General features: G+C 60.7%; 15 protein-coding genes. 11 read left to right on the forward strand and 4 right to left on the reverse strand.

What is annotated here, in order from left to right; all coding sequences use genetic code 11:
* Nucleotides 1-111: 111 nt before the first annotated feature.
* The gene (gene pyrE, locus PspR76_RS30055; protein ID WP_106575858.1) at nt 112-756 is read right to left on the reverse strand and encodes an orotate phosphoribosyltransferase; all 645 of its coding nucleotides are present in this window, start codon (nt 754-756) and stop codon (nt 112-114) included.
* Nucleotides 757-838: 82 nt separating this feature from the next.
* Here pyrE and PspR76_RS30060 point away from each other — a divergent pair, with 82 nt between their 5' ends.
* The gene (locus PspR76_RS30060) at nt 839-1,618 is read left to right on the forward strand and encodes an exodeoxyribonuclease III (protein WP_003176915.1); all 780 of its coding nucleotides are present in this window, start codon (nt 839-841) and stop codon (nt 1,616-1,618) included.
* Between the two features lie 58 nt (nt 1,619-1,676).
* Here PspR76_RS30060 and PspR76_RS30065 read toward each other — a convergent pair whose 3' ends face one another.
* Nucleotides 1,677-2,045, reverse strand: coding sequence for a DUF4870 domain-containing protein (locus PspR76_RS30065; protein WP_159961010.1), 369 nt, complete (start codon nt 2,043-2,045; stop codon nt 1,677-1,679).
* Between the two features lie 22 nt (nt 2,046-2,067).
* Entirely contained in the window at nt 2,068-2,790 is a 723-nt protein-coding gene (gene rph, locus PspR76_RS30070; protein ID WP_159961012.1) for a ribonuclease PH, read from the reverse strand.
* A gap of 217 nt (nt 2,791-3,007) precedes the next feature.
* Between rph and PspR76_RS30075 the strand changes: the two genes are divergently transcribed.
* The 6 genes from PspR76_RS30075 (at nt 3,008) to PspR76_RS30100 (ending at nt 8,304) form a co-directional block, all read left to right on the forward strand.
* Entirely contained in the window at nt 3,008-3,871 is an 864-nt protein-coding gene (locus tag PspR76_RS30075) for a YicC/YloC family endoribonuclease (RefSeq protein ID WP_159961014.1), read from the forward strand.
* 10 nt (nt 3,872-3,881) lie between these two features.
* Entirely contained in the window at nt 3,882-4,502 is a 621-nt protein-coding gene (gmk, locus tag PspR76_RS30080; RefSeq protein WP_010168203.1) for a guanylate kinase, read from the forward strand.
* Between the two features lie 167 nt (nt 4,503-4,669).
* A complete protein-coding gene (gene rpoZ, locus PspR76_RS30085; protein ID WP_003176920.1) occupies nt 4,670-4,933 on the forward strand; it encodes a DNA-directed RNA polymerase subunit omega in 264 nt (87 codons plus the stop codon).
* A gap of 60 nt (nt 4,934-4,993) precedes the next feature.
* Nucleotides 4,994-7,099 (forward strand): bifunctional GTP diphosphokinase/guanosine-3',5'-bis pyrophosphate 3'-pyrophosphohydrolase, encoded by a 2,106-nt coding sequence (spoT, locus tag PspR76_RS30090; RefSeq protein ID WP_159961016.1) that lies wholly within the window; start codon nt 4,994-4,996, stop codon nt 7,097-7,099.
* 24 nt (nt 7,100-7,123) lie between these two features.
* Complete coding sequence (locus tag PspR76_RS30095; RefSeq protein WP_003176922.1) at nt 7,124-7,504, forward strand: RidA family protein; 381 nt, start codon at nt 7,124-7,126, stop codon at nt 7,502-7,504.
* 56 nt (nt 7,505-7,560) lie between these two features.
* Nucleotides 7,561-8,304, forward strand: a complete 744-nt coding sequence (locus PspR76_RS30100; protein WP_159961018.1) for a hypothetical protein — start codon at nt 7,561-7,563, stop codon at nt 8,302-8,304.
* A gap of 126 nt (nt 8,305-8,430) precedes the next feature.
* Here the strand turns inward: PspR76_RS30100 and PspR76_RS30105 are convergent, their stop codons facing one another.
* Nucleotides 8,431-9,282 (reverse strand): SDR family oxidoreductase, encoded by an 852-nt coding sequence (locus PspR76_RS30105; RefSeq protein ID WP_159961020.1) that lies wholly within the window; start codon nt 9,280-9,282, stop codon nt 8,431-8,433.
* Nucleotides 9,283-9,471: 189 nt separating this feature from the next.
* On the opposite strand from PspR76_RS30105, the gene exbB reads away from it, so the two are divergent.
* The 4 genes from exbB to PspR76_RS30125 all read left to right on the forward strand — a co-directional run bounded on the left by exbB (nt 9,472) and on the right by PspR76_RS30125 (nt 12,815).
* Nucleotides 9,472-10,452 (forward strand): tonB-system energizer ExbB, encoded by a 981-nt coding sequence (gene exbB, locus PspR76_RS30110; protein WP_159961022.1) that lies wholly within the window; start codon nt 9,472-9,474, stop codon nt 10,450-10,452.
* Nucleotides 10,453-10,458: 6 nt separating this feature from the next.
* Complete coding sequence (gene exbD / locus PspR76_RS30115; protein ID WP_083356107.1) at nt 10,459-10,884, forward strand: TonB system transport protein ExbD; 426 nt, start codon at nt 10,459-10,461, stop codon at nt 10,882-10,884.
* Entirely contained in the window at nt 10,881-11,630 is a 750-nt protein-coding gene (locus PspR76_RS30120) for an energy transducer TonB family protein (protein ID WP_159961024.1), read from the forward strand. Before exbD ends, PspR76_RS30120 begins: the two co-directional genes overlap by 4 nt.
* A 264-nt stretch (nt 11,631-11,894) precedes the next feature.
* Nucleotides 11,895-12,815: a hydrogen peroxide-inducible genes activator gene (locus PspR76_RS30125; RefSeq protein WP_015886540.1), complete on the forward strand. Its 921-nt coding sequence runs from the start codon at nt 11,895-11,897 to the stop codon at nt 12,813-12,815.
* Nucleotides 12,816-12,819: the final 4 nt, after the last annotated feature.

A 12,819-nucleotide genomic window follows, 5' to 3' on the forward strand; every position in this document is an offset into this window, starting at 1 on the left:
GAGCTGGCTTGCCTGCGATGCTGACACCTCGGTAAATCAGTTGTACCGAGGTGATGCTATCGCAGGCAAGCCAGCTCCCACATTGGTCCACGCCCCAGATGGGTTTGCGTGTCAGACGCCGAACTGCTCGCGGTACGCACGCACCGCTGGCAAATGCTGCTTGAGCTGCGGGTCATCTTCCAGGAACTGCAACACCTGGTTCAACGATACAATGCTCACCACCGGAATGCCGAAATCACGCTCCACTTCCTGGATCGCCGACAACTCACCGTTGCCGCGCTCCTGGCGGTTCAGGGCGATCAGAACGCCGGCGGCCTTGGCGCCGTCCTGGGACGCGATGATCTGCATCACTTCGCGGATAGCAGTGCCGGCGGTGATCACGTCGTCGATGATCAGCACGTCGCCTTTGAGCGGAGCCCCCACCAGGCTGCCGCCTTCGCCATGGGCCTTGGCCTCTTTGCGGTTGAAGCACCATGGCAAGTCCAGCCCGTGATGTTCAGCCAGGGCCACGGCGGTAGCGGCCGCCAAAGGGATGCCCTTATAGGCTGGACCGAACAGCACGTCGAAGGAAATACCGCTTTCAACGATGGCTGCCGCGTAGAAACGACCCAGCTGAGCCAGGGCCGAACCCGAGTTGAACAAGCCAGCATTGAAGAAGTACGGGCTGGTGCGCCCGGACTTCAAGGTGAACTCACCGAAGCGTAAAACGCCGCGATCGATGGCAAAACGAATGAAATCGCGTTGATACGCCTGCATGAAAAAAGCCTCAGATACCACGGATTTAGCTAATTAGGTAGACGGCGTGTATCATACACGCACGCGATTTTTGGGGCCATTTATGCGGATCATCAGTGTGAACGTCAATGGTATTCAGGCTGCAGTCGAGCGTGGTTTGCTCAGTTGGCTGCAAGCACAGAATGCCGACGTCATCTGCCTGCAGGACACCCGCGCCTCCGCCTTTGAACTGGACGACCCAGCCTTCCAACTGGATGGCTACTTCCTTTATGCCTGTGATGCCGAAGTCCCTGCCCAAGGTGGCGTGGCTCTGTACTCACGGTTGCAACCCAAGGCGGTCATCAGCGGCCTCGGCTTCGAGACAGCCGACCGCTACGGGCGCTACCTGCAAGCCGATTTCGACAAGGTCAGCATCGCGACCTTGCTGCTCCCTTCGGGGCAGAACGGCGATGAAGACTTGAACCAGAAGTTCAAGCTAATGGACGACTTCGCCCGTTATCTGGATAAACAGCGGCGTAAACGTCGCGAGTACATTTACTGTGGCTCGCTGTACGTGGCGCAACAAAAGCTGGATATCAAGAACTGGCGCGACAGCCAGCAATCCCCGGGCTTCCTGGCGCCGGAACGGGCCTGGATGGACGAGATTGTCGGCAACATGGGTTATGTCGATGCCTTGCGCGAAGTCAGCCGTGAAGGCGACCAGTACAGCTGGTGGCCGGATAACGAACAGGCTGAGATGCTCAACCTGGGCTGGCGTTTCGACTACCAGCTGCTGACGCCGGGCCTGCGCCGCTTTGTTCGCAGCGCACGCCTGCCACGTCAGCCGCGCTTCTCGCAGCATGCGCCGCTGATCGTGGACTACGACTGGACACTGACCATCTAAGGTCTTTTTCCAGGCACAAAAAAACCGACATCGCTGTCGGTTTTTTTATGGGCGCTCATTATTTGACCAGCCGCCAGGCAAAGGGATAGCGATAAGCGATGCCCTTGTTGGCCTTGATCGAACCGATGATGGTCAGCACCACTGTCGCGATTACCAAAGCAGTCATCAGGAAAAGACCAATAATCGCGAAGGCCAGTACGAAGCACACCATCCAGGCAATGGCCACGGTGATCTGGAAGTTCAAGGCTTCCTTGCCCTGATCATCAATGAACGGGTCCACTTCCCTCTTCATCTGCCACAGGATCAGCGGCCCGATGACACTGCCGAAGGGGAACACAAACCCCAGAAACGCCGCGAGATGGCACAACATTGCGCCTTGACGCACTTCGTAGGAAGGCGTCGGCACAGGTTGCTGGCTGTCATTCATGGCGTTTCTCCTTGAGGCGGGTTCAGTCAGCCAATGCGGCCTTCTGCAGTTCAAAGATTTCGGTCATGCCTTTCTGAGCCAGGGCCAGCATGGCGTTCAGGTCGGCTGGCTGGAATGGCGCGCCTTCAGCGGTGCCCTGCACTTCGATGAAACCGCCGGTGTTGGTCATTACCACGTTCAGGTCGGTCTCGGCAGCCGAGTCTTCCAGGTAGTCCAGGTCCAATACAGGCTCGCCCTGGTACATGCCGACCGACACGGCAGCAATCATCTGCTTGAGTGGGTCGCCGGCTTTCAGGCCGCCGCGCTTCTTGATCACTTTGAGCGCGTCAACCAAGGCCACCATGGCACCGGTGATGGAAGCAGTGCGGGTGCCGCCGTCAGCCTGGATCACGTCGCAGTCGAGGTACAGGGTCACGTCGCCCAGCTTGGACATGTCCAGCGCTGCGCGCAGGGAACGACCGATCAGGCGCTGGATTTCCAGGGTGCGGCCGCCTTGTTTGCCGCGGCTGGCTTCACGCTGGTTACGCTCGCCGGTGGCGCGCGGCAGCATGCCGTATTCGGCGGTCAACCAACCCTGGCCCTGGCCCTTGAGGAAGCGCGGCACGCCGTTTTCGACGCTGACGGTGCAGATCACCTTGGTATCGCCAAACTCGACCAGTACAGATCCCTCGGCGTGTTTGGTGTAGTTGCGGGTGATGCGGATCGAGCGGAGCTGATCGGCAGCGCGACCACTTGGACGTTTCATAGGGGATACCTGTACGGAGGACGAAAAACTGCCGAGCATTATAGAGCCGTGAACCGATTCGGGGCACTTCTAAAAAATTCGGTTACGAATGACTAGCCTGGCGCCCATTGTTTGGGCGCGCTCGCCTCACTGCGCTACAATCCTGCGCCTTCGCAGCCTGTCGGCTTCAATTTACCCATCAGCCCGCATTTGCGGGACTGCATCGCGAGGTACCTCCATGGTGCACAGCATGACCGCCTTCGCCCGCGTCGAAAAAGCCGGCGCCCAAGGCACCCTGAGCTGGGAACTGCGCTCGGTCAACAGCCGCTACCTGGAGCCGCACCTGCGCTTGCCGGAATCCTTCCGCGACCTCGAAGGCGCCGTGCGTGAAGCACTGCGCCAAGGCATTTCCCGCGGCAAGCTGGAATGCACCCTGCGTTTTACCGAGGAAACCACCGGCAAGCCGCTGCAGGTCGACCGCGACCGCGCCGCGCAACTGGTCGCCGCCGCCGAAACCATCGCCGGCTTGATCAAACAACCTGCCGCGCTGAACCCGCTGGAAGTGCTGGCCTGGCCCGGCGTGCTGGTGGCCGACGCCACCGACCCGCAAGCGCTGAATGCCGAAGCCCTGGCCCTGTTCACCCAGGGTTTGAAGGAGCTAAAGGCCGGACGCGAACGTGAAGGTGCCGAACTGGCGCGCCTGATCAATGAACGCCTGACGTCGATCGAAGCCGACGTGGTCACCCTGCGCGAGCTGGTGCCGCAGATGCTCGCTACCCAACGTCAAAAGGTCCTCGACCGCTTCACCGACATGAAGGCCGACCTCGACCCGACGCGCCTGGAGCAGGAAATGGTCCTGCTGGCGCAGAAGAGCGACGTGGCCGAAGAGCTCGACCGCCTGAGCACCCACATCCTCGAAGTGCGCCGCGTGCTCAAGTCCGCCGGTGCCGCTGGTCGGCGCCTGGACTTCCTGATGCAGGAACTCAACCGCGAAGCCAATACACTCGGCTCCAAGGCATTTGACCCGCGCAGCACCACGGCTGCGGTCAACCTCAAAGTGTTGATCGAGCAGATGCGCGAACAAGTACAGAATATAGAGTAAGGCAACTTTCATGACCCACAGCACCGGCACCCTTTACATCATTTCCGCCCCCTCGGGCGCGGGCAAGAGCAGCCTGGTCAAGGCATTGACCGACGCTGACGAGCAGATCCGCATCTCGGTCTCGCACACCACCCGCGCCATGCGCCCGGGCGAGGTGAACGGCGTGCACTATCACTTCGTCGAGCGCACCGAGTTCGTGAAGATGATCGAACACGGCGACTTCCTGGAGCGTGCCGAAGTGTTCGGCAACCTTTACGGCACCTCGCAAAGCCACCTGCAGCAGACCCTGGACGAAGGCCACGACCTGATCCTGGAAATCGACTGGCAGGGCGCCGAGCAAGTGCGTCAACTGATGCCCAAGGCGCGCTCGATCTTCATCCTGCCGCCTTCGCTGGAAGCCTTGCACCAGCGCCTGACCAATCGCGGCCAGGACAGCGACGAAATCATCGAAGGCCGCATGCGTGAAGCCGTCAGCGAGATGAGCCACTACGTCGACTACGACTACCTGATCATCAACGACGATTTCGCCCACGCCCTGGACGATTTGAAGGCGATTTTCCGCACCAATCAGCTCCAGCAAAAGCGCCAACAGCAGCGTTTTGGCAAATTACTCGCCGAACTGCTCGGCTGATTGGCCCTTCCCAAAACCGCTGCAAGGGCTTTACATTGGCACTTGTAGCGGTTTTGCGAGGGCGCGGGAAAAATCAGCGCTTCCCTAAACGCTGGTGATTTTTTAAACTGTTCAGTCCGCTCGCCCAACCGGGCAGCGCGCATCTTGCATTCGCTCCGAGGAATACCATGGCCCGCGTAACCGTTGAAGACTGCCTAGAACACGTGGATAACCGCTTTGAGCTGGTCATGCTCTCTACCAAGCGTGCCCGTCAACTGGCCACTGGCGGCAAAGAGCCCCTGGTCCAGTGGGAAAACGACAAGCCTACCGTTGTGGCCCTGCGTGAAATCGCTGAAGGCCTGATGAGCTACGAGTTCATCGCCAACGCCGAAATCGTTGAAGACGAACCGCTGTTTGCAGCGTTCGAGGACGAGTCCAACGAGGCCGTCTAAGCCTATGCCTGGTCGACGTAGCACGGCGCGGGGTCACAGCCAACGGCAGGAGTTAACACTTTGCCGAGCATAGACGCCCTCGCCGATCGCTTATCGACCTACCTCGGCCCAGACCAGGTCAACCTGGTCCGCCGAGCGTATTTCTACGCCGAACAAGCCCACGACGGCCAACGCCGCCGCAGCGGCGAGGCGTATGTCACGCATCCTCTTGCCGTGGCAAATATTCTTGCCGACATGCACATGGACCATCAGAGCTTGATGGCCGCGATGCTGCATGACGTGATCGAAGACACCGGCATTGCCAAGGAAGCGCTCAGCGCACAGTTTGGCGAAACCGTGGCCGAACTGGTCGACGGGGTCAGCAAACTGACCCAGATGAACTTCGAGACCAAGGCCGAAGCCCAGGCGGAAAACTTCCAGAAGATGGCCATGGCCATGGCCCGAGACATTCGGGTGATCCTGGTCAAACTGGCCGACCGGCTGCACAACATGCGCACGCTGGAAGTGCTGTCCGGCGAAAAACGTCGGCGCATCGCCAAGGAAACCCTGGAAATCTACGCGCCCATCGCCAACCGGCTGGGCATGCATGCCATTCGTATCGAATTCGAAGACCTCGGCTTCAAGGCCATGCACCCGATGCGTTCGGCGCGCATCTACCAGGCGGTCAAGCGTGCGCGGGGCAACCGCAAGGAAATCGTCAACAAGATCGAAGAGTCGCTGAGCCATTGCCTGGCGATCGACGAGATTGAAGGCGAAGTCAGTGGCCGGCAAAAACACATCTATGGCATCTACAAGAAGATGCGCGGCAAGCGTCGCGCCTTCAACGAGATCATGGACGTGTACGCGTTTCGCATCATCGTCGACAAGGTCGACACCTGCTACCGCGTGCTGGGCGCTGTACATAATTTGTACAAACCCCTGCCCGGCCGCTTCAAGGACTACATCGCGATTCCCAAGGCCAACGGCTATCAGTCGCTGCATACCACGCTGTTCGGTATGCACGGGGTGCCGATCGAGATCCAGATTCGTACTCGCGAAATGGAAGAGATGGCCAACAACGGCATCGCCGCCCATTGGCTGTACAAATCCAGCGGCGACGAACAGCCGAAGGGCACGCATGCCCGCGCCCGTCAGTGGGTCAAAGGCGTGCTGGAAATGCAGCAACGTGCCGGCAACTCCCTGGAATTTATCGAAAGCGTGAAGATCGACCTGTTCCCGGACGAGGTCTATGTGTTCACGCCCAAAGGCCGGATCATGGAGTTGCCCAAGGGCTCCACGGCGGTCGACTTTGCCTACGCGGTACACACCGACGTCGGCAACAGCTGCATTGCCTGCCGGATCAACCGTCGTCTCGCGCCGCTGTCAGAACCCCTGCAAAGCGGCTCCACGGTCGAGATCGTCAGCGCGCCCGGCGCACGCCCCAACCCGGCCTGGCTCAACTTCGTGGTCACCGGCAAGGCGCGCACACACATCCGCCATGCGCTCAAATTGCAACGTCGCTCCGAATCCATCAGCCTCGGCGAACGCCTGCTGAACAAGGTGCTCAACGGTTTCGACAGCGCCCTGGAGAAAATCCCGGCCGAGCGCGTGCAAGCGATGCTCCACGAGTATCGCCAGGAAACCATCGAAGACCTGCTGGAAGATATCGGCCTGGGCAACCGCATGGCCTACGTGGTCGCCCGTCGCCTGCTCGGCGAAGGCGAACAATTGCCAAGCCCCGAAGGCCCGCTGGCAATTCGCGGCACCGAGGGCCTGGTGCTCAGCTACGCCAAGTGCTGCACGCCGATCCCGGGCGACCCGATTGTTGGGCACCTGTCTGCCGGCAAGGGCATGGTTGTGCACTTGGACAACTGCCGCAATATCACTGAAATCCGTCACAACCCCGAGAAATGCATCCAGCTCTCCTGGGCCAAGGATGTGACCGGCGAATTCAACGTCGAGCTGCGCGTCGAGCTGGAGCACCAGCGCGGCCTGATCGCCCTGCTGGCCAACAGCGTCAACGCGGCCGACGGCAATATCGAGAAGATCAGCATGGATGAGCGCGATGGCCGCATCAGCGTGGTCCAGCTGGTCGTCAGCGTGCACGACCGCGTGCACCTGGCTCGCGTGATCAAGAAACTGCGCGCCCTGACCGGGGTGATTCGCATCACCCGCATGCGTGCATAGCCGATCTCTTACAAGGAGTCACTCATGACCAAGACTGTTATCACCAGCGACAAGGCCCCTGCCGCCATCGGTACTTACTCCCAGGCGATCAAGGCGGGCAATACCGTCTACATGTCCGGCCAGATCCCGCTCGACCCAAAGACCATGGAACTGGTTGAAGGCTTTGAAGCACAAACCGTCCAGGTCTTCGAAAACCTCAAGTCGGTTGCCGAAGCGGCCGGCGGTTCGTTCAAGGACATCGTCAAGCTGAACATCTTCCTCACCGACCTGAGCCACTTCGCCAAGGTCAACGAGATCATGGGCAAGTACTTCGAACAGCCGTACCCAGCCCGCGCCGCCATCGGCGTGGCCGCCCTGCCAAAGGGCGCACAGGTTGAGATGGACGCGATTCTGGTCATCGAGTAAAACACCCGGCGCAGCCTTCACAGGCTGCGTCGACTTCGTTTCAGAAGGATTTCGTAATGCGCAAAGCGCTAGTAGCCTCTTCGTTGCTTGCCCTGTTGCTCGGCGGCTGTGCCAGCAACCCCGCCGACCTGGATGTGAGCGGCACCTGGATCAACCAGCCCGCCATCAATGCGGCAGCCAAGGGCGGCCCTTTGCGTGAAGCCCTGCAAACCTATGGCCCGAACCTCGAATGGGAGGTCAACGCCAAGGCTTCGCAGGCGCGCTACTACAATGGTTTTGAAGTCGCCGAAGGCAAGCTGCTGAGTGAAAAGCCCGGCGCCTGGAGTGTCGATTTTTACGGCAGCTCCGCCACCGAACTCAAGCGTAAAGGCAAACAACTGCTGCAAGTGGCCAACGACAACGAGCCTGAGCAACTCTTCTCCCGCGCCAAAGACCCAGCCCCCGAAGGCGCGCCACTGGGCGCCAACTTCGAGCGCGCACTGTACGCAGCCTACATGGGCGGCGACTGGAAAATCACCGACGGCAATGGTGATGGCGCCACGGTACAGTTCCAGGCTGACGGCAAGGTCGCCGGTTTGCCAGGCGTCGATCGGTACTCGCTGTGCCTGGCCGGTGACTGCGCTTCCATGAGCGGCGGCTACGACAGCATCTGGCTGCAACTGAACGGCCAGGGCAACCCGTGGATCTTTGTGCGCAAGGGCAAGCAGCTGGAAATTTTCCAGGCAGTGAACACGGCGCAAACGGATGAAGTGCCTTCGTTTACACCTGGCCCACGCCAGTGGCTGCTTGAAAAGCAATAAACAGCCTCACGCAAAACTGAATGTGGGAGCTGGCTTGCCTGCGATAGCGGTATTTCAGTCACATCATTGTTGGATGTGACACCGTCATCGCAGGCAAGCCAGCTCCCACATTTTTTTGGCCGCGCTTCAGCCCTTCAGAATCGCTGCATACCCTTCGCGATAGGTCGGATACGTCGGCACCCAGCCCAGCGCCTTGGCTCGGGCATTGCTGCATTGCTTGCTGCCCGCCCGACGCACACTGGCGTCGTCAGCCCACTCGGTCACGCCCAGATAGTCGCGCAACCAAGCCACCACTTCTGCCAATGGCGCGGGCGCATCGTCCACGCCGATGTAGATCTTGTCCAGCGAGCCGCCCTGCTCCACGTGCCGCAACAAAAACGCCAACAGGCCTGCCGCGTCATCCGCGTGAATCCGGTTGCCATATAAAGGTGGATCCACCGCTACGCGATAGCCTTGGCGCACTTGGGTCAACAGCCATTCGCGGCCGGGGCCGTAGATTCCGGTCAACCGCACGATACTCGCCGGGATGCCACTGTTAAGCGCCACTTGCTCGGCTTCCAGCATGACTAGGCCGGAATAGCCCTTCGCCTGGGTGTCGGACGTTTCGTCGACCCACTCACCGTTTTGCTGGCCATACACGCTGCTGCTGGACACAAACAGTAAATGCTTGGGCGCCTGACCGTAGTCGCCCAGCCACTCCAACACATGCTGCAACCCTTGCACGTACGCCGCGCGATAGCCGGCCTCGTCGTGGTCGGTGGCAGCGGCGCAATACACCAGGTAATCCACCCCGCCGATCGGCCAGGTGTCCGGGCAATCCTTTTTGAACAGGTCACCGGCGATGCCGATGACACCCTCGGGAAGCCGCGAAACGTCGCGGCGCAGGCCATGAACCTCCCAGCCCGAGGCCAGCAATTGGCTAGCCAGCCGACTACCCACATCGCCGCAACCGGCAATCACAACAGAAGGCGCAGACATCATAAAACTCCATTCTTAAAGGCGCAGATTAGCCGCCGAAGAGGACCAGCGACCAGCAAAAGGACAAATTAAGTAACTGTATTACTTTTGTTAACAAGAATTACTTGCAATAATAACCGCCCATTTGTCCTCGACCCATCAGGGTCTGGCAGGACGATCACTCATTTTTTTCTCTCAGGTCCGGCCAGCATGACACGTAATACAAACCCCGCTTCGCCAACCAAGCCTCACAGCCCATCCCGCGCCTGGCGTGCGATTGCTGCGTTGCTGTTCAGCGTAATGCTGGCACCGACCGCTGCGTTCGCTGACGCTACTGCCCCAGCCGCTCCGGCTGCCGCCGAGCACAATGCAGCAACCCCCGCTGCGCCTGCTGCCGCGCCCGTCGCTACCGACCCGGCCCAGGCTGCAACGCCAGCACCTGCCGACGACTCCGGCGTGGTGCTGGAAGAAGACAACAGCCTGGGCATGGCCCATGACCTGTCGCCGTGGGGCATGTACCAGAATGCTGACGTGGTGGTGAAAGCCGTGATGATCGGCCTGGCCATCGCCTCGATCATCACCTGGACTATCTGGATCGCCAAGGGCTTCGAGCTGCTGGGCGCCAAGCGTCGCCTGCGCACTGAAATCGTCCACCTGAAAAAAGCCACCACCCTCAAGGAAGCCAGCGACACCGCGACCAAGAAGGGCACCCTGGCCAACCTGCTGGTACACGACGCGCTGGAAGAAATGCGCCTGTCGGTCAACGCCCGCGAAAAAGAAGGCATCAAGGAACGTGTCAGCTTCCGCCTGGAGCGCCTGGTTGCGGCCTGCGGCCGTAACATGAGCAGCGGCACCGGCGTACTCGCCACTATCGGTTCCACCGCGCCGTTCGTCGGTCTGTTCGGCACCGTGTGGGGCATCATGAACAGCTTTATCGGCATCGCCAAAACCCAGACCACCAACCTCGCCGTCGTTGCCCCAGGCATCGCCGAAGCCCTGCTGGCAACCGCCCTGGGCCTGGTTGCCGCCATTCCTGCGGTGGTGATCTACAACGTCTTCGCCCGTTCGATTGCCGGCTACAAGGCTCAGGTATCGGACGCGTCGGCAGAAGTCCTGCTGCTGGTCAGCCGCGACCTCGATCACCTGCCTACCGAGCGCAGCTCGCAACCGCACATGGTGAAAGTGGGGTAATCGGCCATGGGCCTGCATTTGAATCAAGGCGACGACGACCTCGTCGAGAACCACGAAATCAACGTCACGCCGTTTATCGACGTGATGCTGGTGCTGCTGATCATCTTCATGGTGGCGGCACCGCTGGCGACCGTGGACATCAAGGTCGACTTGCCCGCGTCCAGCGCCAAGCCTGCGCCGCGGCCAGAGAAACCGATCTTCCTCAGCGTCAAGGCGGACCAACGCCTGTTCCTGGGTGAAGAAGAAGTCAAAGCTGAAACCCTGGGGCCGGTGCTCGATGCCAAGACCCAAGGCAAGAAAGACACGACGATCTTCTTCCAGGCCGATAAAGGCGTGGACTACGGCGACCTGATGAGCGTGATGGATGCCCTGCGGGCAGCCGGCTACCTCAAGGTCGGCCTGGTCGGACTTGAGACGGCAGCCAAGAAATGATCACGACGCGCCACAAACTGACGCGTTATGGCACCAGCCTCGCCGTCGTGCTGGGCGTGCATGCCGTCGCGATCATCATCGCGCTTCAATGGTCCGCGCCGCACCAGGTGACGTTGCCACCGGCCGCCATGGTCATCGACCTGGCGCCGCTGCCGGCACCGCCGCCTCCGGCGCCGCCAAAGGTGGTCACGCCGCCGCAGCCGCCTGCCCCGGTGGAAGAGCTGCCCCTGCCGAAACTGGCCGAGGCACCCAAGCCAACGATCCAGGTGCCCAAGCCGGTCAAGCCCAAGCCCAAACCTCAGCCGCCAAAGCCTGTGGAGAAGAAGCCCGAGCCGCCCAAGGAAAAACCTTCCGAGGACCCGCCGAGCGAAACCCCGCAGACCAACGCACCAGCAGAAAAATCCGCCCAACCGGTGCCCGGCCCATCGCCAGCACAGGTCGCGGCCAAAGCGTCCTGGGAAGGCACCTTGCTGGCGCACTTGCAGAAGTACAAAAAGTACCCGCCAGGCGCCCAACAGCGTGGCAAGGAAGGCTTGAACCGCCTGCGCTTTGTGGTCGATGCTGAAGGCAACGTGCTGTCCTACGAGCTGGTGGGCCGCTCCGGCAACGCCGACCTGGACCGTGCAACCCTGGACATGATTCGTCGTGCCCAGCCACTGCCCAAGCCACCGGCCGACATGTTGAAAGGCGGCAGCGTCGAAATCGTCGCGCCGTTCGTTTACAACATCGAGAAGCGCCGCCGCTAAGCGGCAAACGGGAGCTGGCTCGTGTAGCAGCTGGCTTGTGTGGGAGCTGGCTTGCCTGCGATAGCATCACCACGGTCTGATGGCTAGATCGAGGTGTCTGTATCGCGGGCAAGCCAGCTCCCACATTTGATTTAATTGCCTCTAAAAACCCATCTTTCAGCTAAATCCTCCGCACTCCCCGCTCAATCCCCACCAAAGTTCTGATAACGTGCGTCTATCGATTGCAGCCGGTATGCTTGGCTCGCAACCTCATGGACGCCCGCTATGACTCTTACAGAATTACGCTACATCGTGACCCTCGCCCAAGAGCAGCACTTCGGCCACGCGGCCGAGCGTTGCCACGTCAGCCAGCCGACGCTGTCGGTGGGTGTGAAAAAGCTTGAAGACGAACTCGGTGTGCTGATTTTCGAGCGCAGCAAGAGCGCCGTGCGCCTCACGCCAGTGGGCGAAGGCATTGTCGCCCAGGCCCAAAAGGTGCTGGAACAAGCCCAAAGCATTCGCGAGCTGGCCCAGGCCGGCAAGAACCAGCTGACCGCACCGCTCAAAGTCGGCGCCATCTACACCGTCGGCCCGTACCTGTTCCCGCACTTGATTCCGCAACTGCACCGAGTCGCGCCGCAGATGCCGCTGTATATCGAAGAAAACTTCACCCACGTACTGCGCGACAAACTGCGCAACGGTGAGCTGGACGCGATCATCATCGCCCTGCCGTTCAACGAGGCGGACGTGCTGACCCTGCCGCTCTACGACGAGCCGTTCTACGTGTTGATGCCGGCCTCCCACCCGTGGACGCAGAAAGACACCATCGACGCCGGCCTGCTCAACGACAAGAGCCTGCTGCTGCTCGGCGAAGGCCACTGCTTCCGCGATCAGGTACTCGAAGCCTGCCCGACGCTGACCAAGGGCAACGACGGCGCCAAGCACACCACCGTGGAATCCAGCTCCCTGGAAACCATTCGCCACATGGTGGCTTCCGGCCTGGGTATTTCGATCCTGCCGCTGTCGGCCGTGGACAGCCATCACTACGCCCCCGGCGTGATCGAAGTGCGCCCACTCACGCCACCGGTGCCGTTCCGCACCGTGGCCATCGCCTGGCGCGCCAGCTTCCCACGCCCGAAAGCCATTGAAATCCTGGCCGACTCGATCCGCCTGTGTTCGGTGGCCAAGCCGCCTGCTGCGAGCTAAGTAA

The sequence above is a fragment of the Pseudomonas sp. R76 genome (genome assembly GCF_009834565.1).
Taxonomy (GTDB): domain Bacteria; phylum Pseudomonadota; class Gammaproteobacteria; order Pseudomonadales; family Pseudomonadaceae; genus Aquipseudomonas.

Excerpts from the sequence above, each read along its gene's own strand:
- PspR76_RS30095 (WP_003176922.1), top strand. The coding sequence starts at position 7,124 with ATGACCAAGACTGTTATCACCAGCGACAAGGCCCCTGCCGCCATCGGT.
- PspR76_RS30125 (WP_015886540.1), top strand. The coding sequence starts at position 11,895 with ATGACTCTTACAGAATTACGCTACATCGTGACCCTCGCCCAAGAGCAG.
- exbD (WP_083356107.1), top strand. The coding sequence starts at position 10,459 with ATGGGCCTGCATTTGAATCAAGGCGACGACGACCTCGTCGAGAACCAC.
- PspR76_RS30105 (WP_159961020.1), bottom strand. The coding sequence starts at position 9,282 with ATGTCTGCGCCTTCTGTTGTGATTGCCGGTTGCGGCGATGTGGGTAGT.
- rpoZ (WP_003176920.1), top strand. The coding sequence starts at position 4,670 with ATGGCCCGCGTAACCGTTGAAGACTGCCTAGAACACGTGGATAACCGC.
- PspR76_RS30060 (WP_003176915.1), top strand. The coding sequence starts at position 839 with ATGCGGATCATCAGTGTGAACGTCAATGGTATTCAGGCTGCAGTCGAG.
- PspR76_RS30065 (WP_159961010.1), bottom strand. The coding sequence starts at position 2,045 with ATGAATGACAGCCAGCAACCTGTGCCGACGCCTTCCTACGAAGTGCGT.
- PspR76_RS30100 (WP_159961018.1), top strand. The coding sequence starts at position 7,561 with ATGCGCAAAGCGCTAGTAGCCTCTTCGTTGCTTGCCCTGTTGCTCGGC.
- PspR76_RS30120 (WP_159961024.1), top strand. The coding sequence starts at position 10,881 with ATGATCACGACGCGCCACAAACTGACGCGTTATGGCACCAGCCTCGCC.
- PspR76_RS30075 (WP_159961014.1), top strand. The coding sequence starts at position 3,008 with ATGGTGCACAGCATGACCGCCTTCGCCCGCGTCGAAAAAGCCGGCGCC.
- pyrE (WP_106575858.1), bottom strand. The coding sequence starts at position 756 with ATGCAGGCGTATCAACGCGATTTCATTCGTTTTGCCATCGATCGCGGC.
- rph (WP_159961012.1), bottom strand. The coding sequence starts at position 2,790 with ATGAAACGTCCAAGTGGTCGCGCTGCCGATCAGCTCCGCTCGATCCGC.
- exbB (WP_159961022.1), top strand. The coding sequence starts at position 9,472 with ATGACACGTAATACAAACCCCGCTTCGCCAACCAAGCCTCACAGCCCA.
- gmk (WP_010168203.1), top strand. The coding sequence starts at position 3,882 with ATGACCCACAGCACCGGCACCCTTTACATCATTTCCGCCCCCTCGGGC.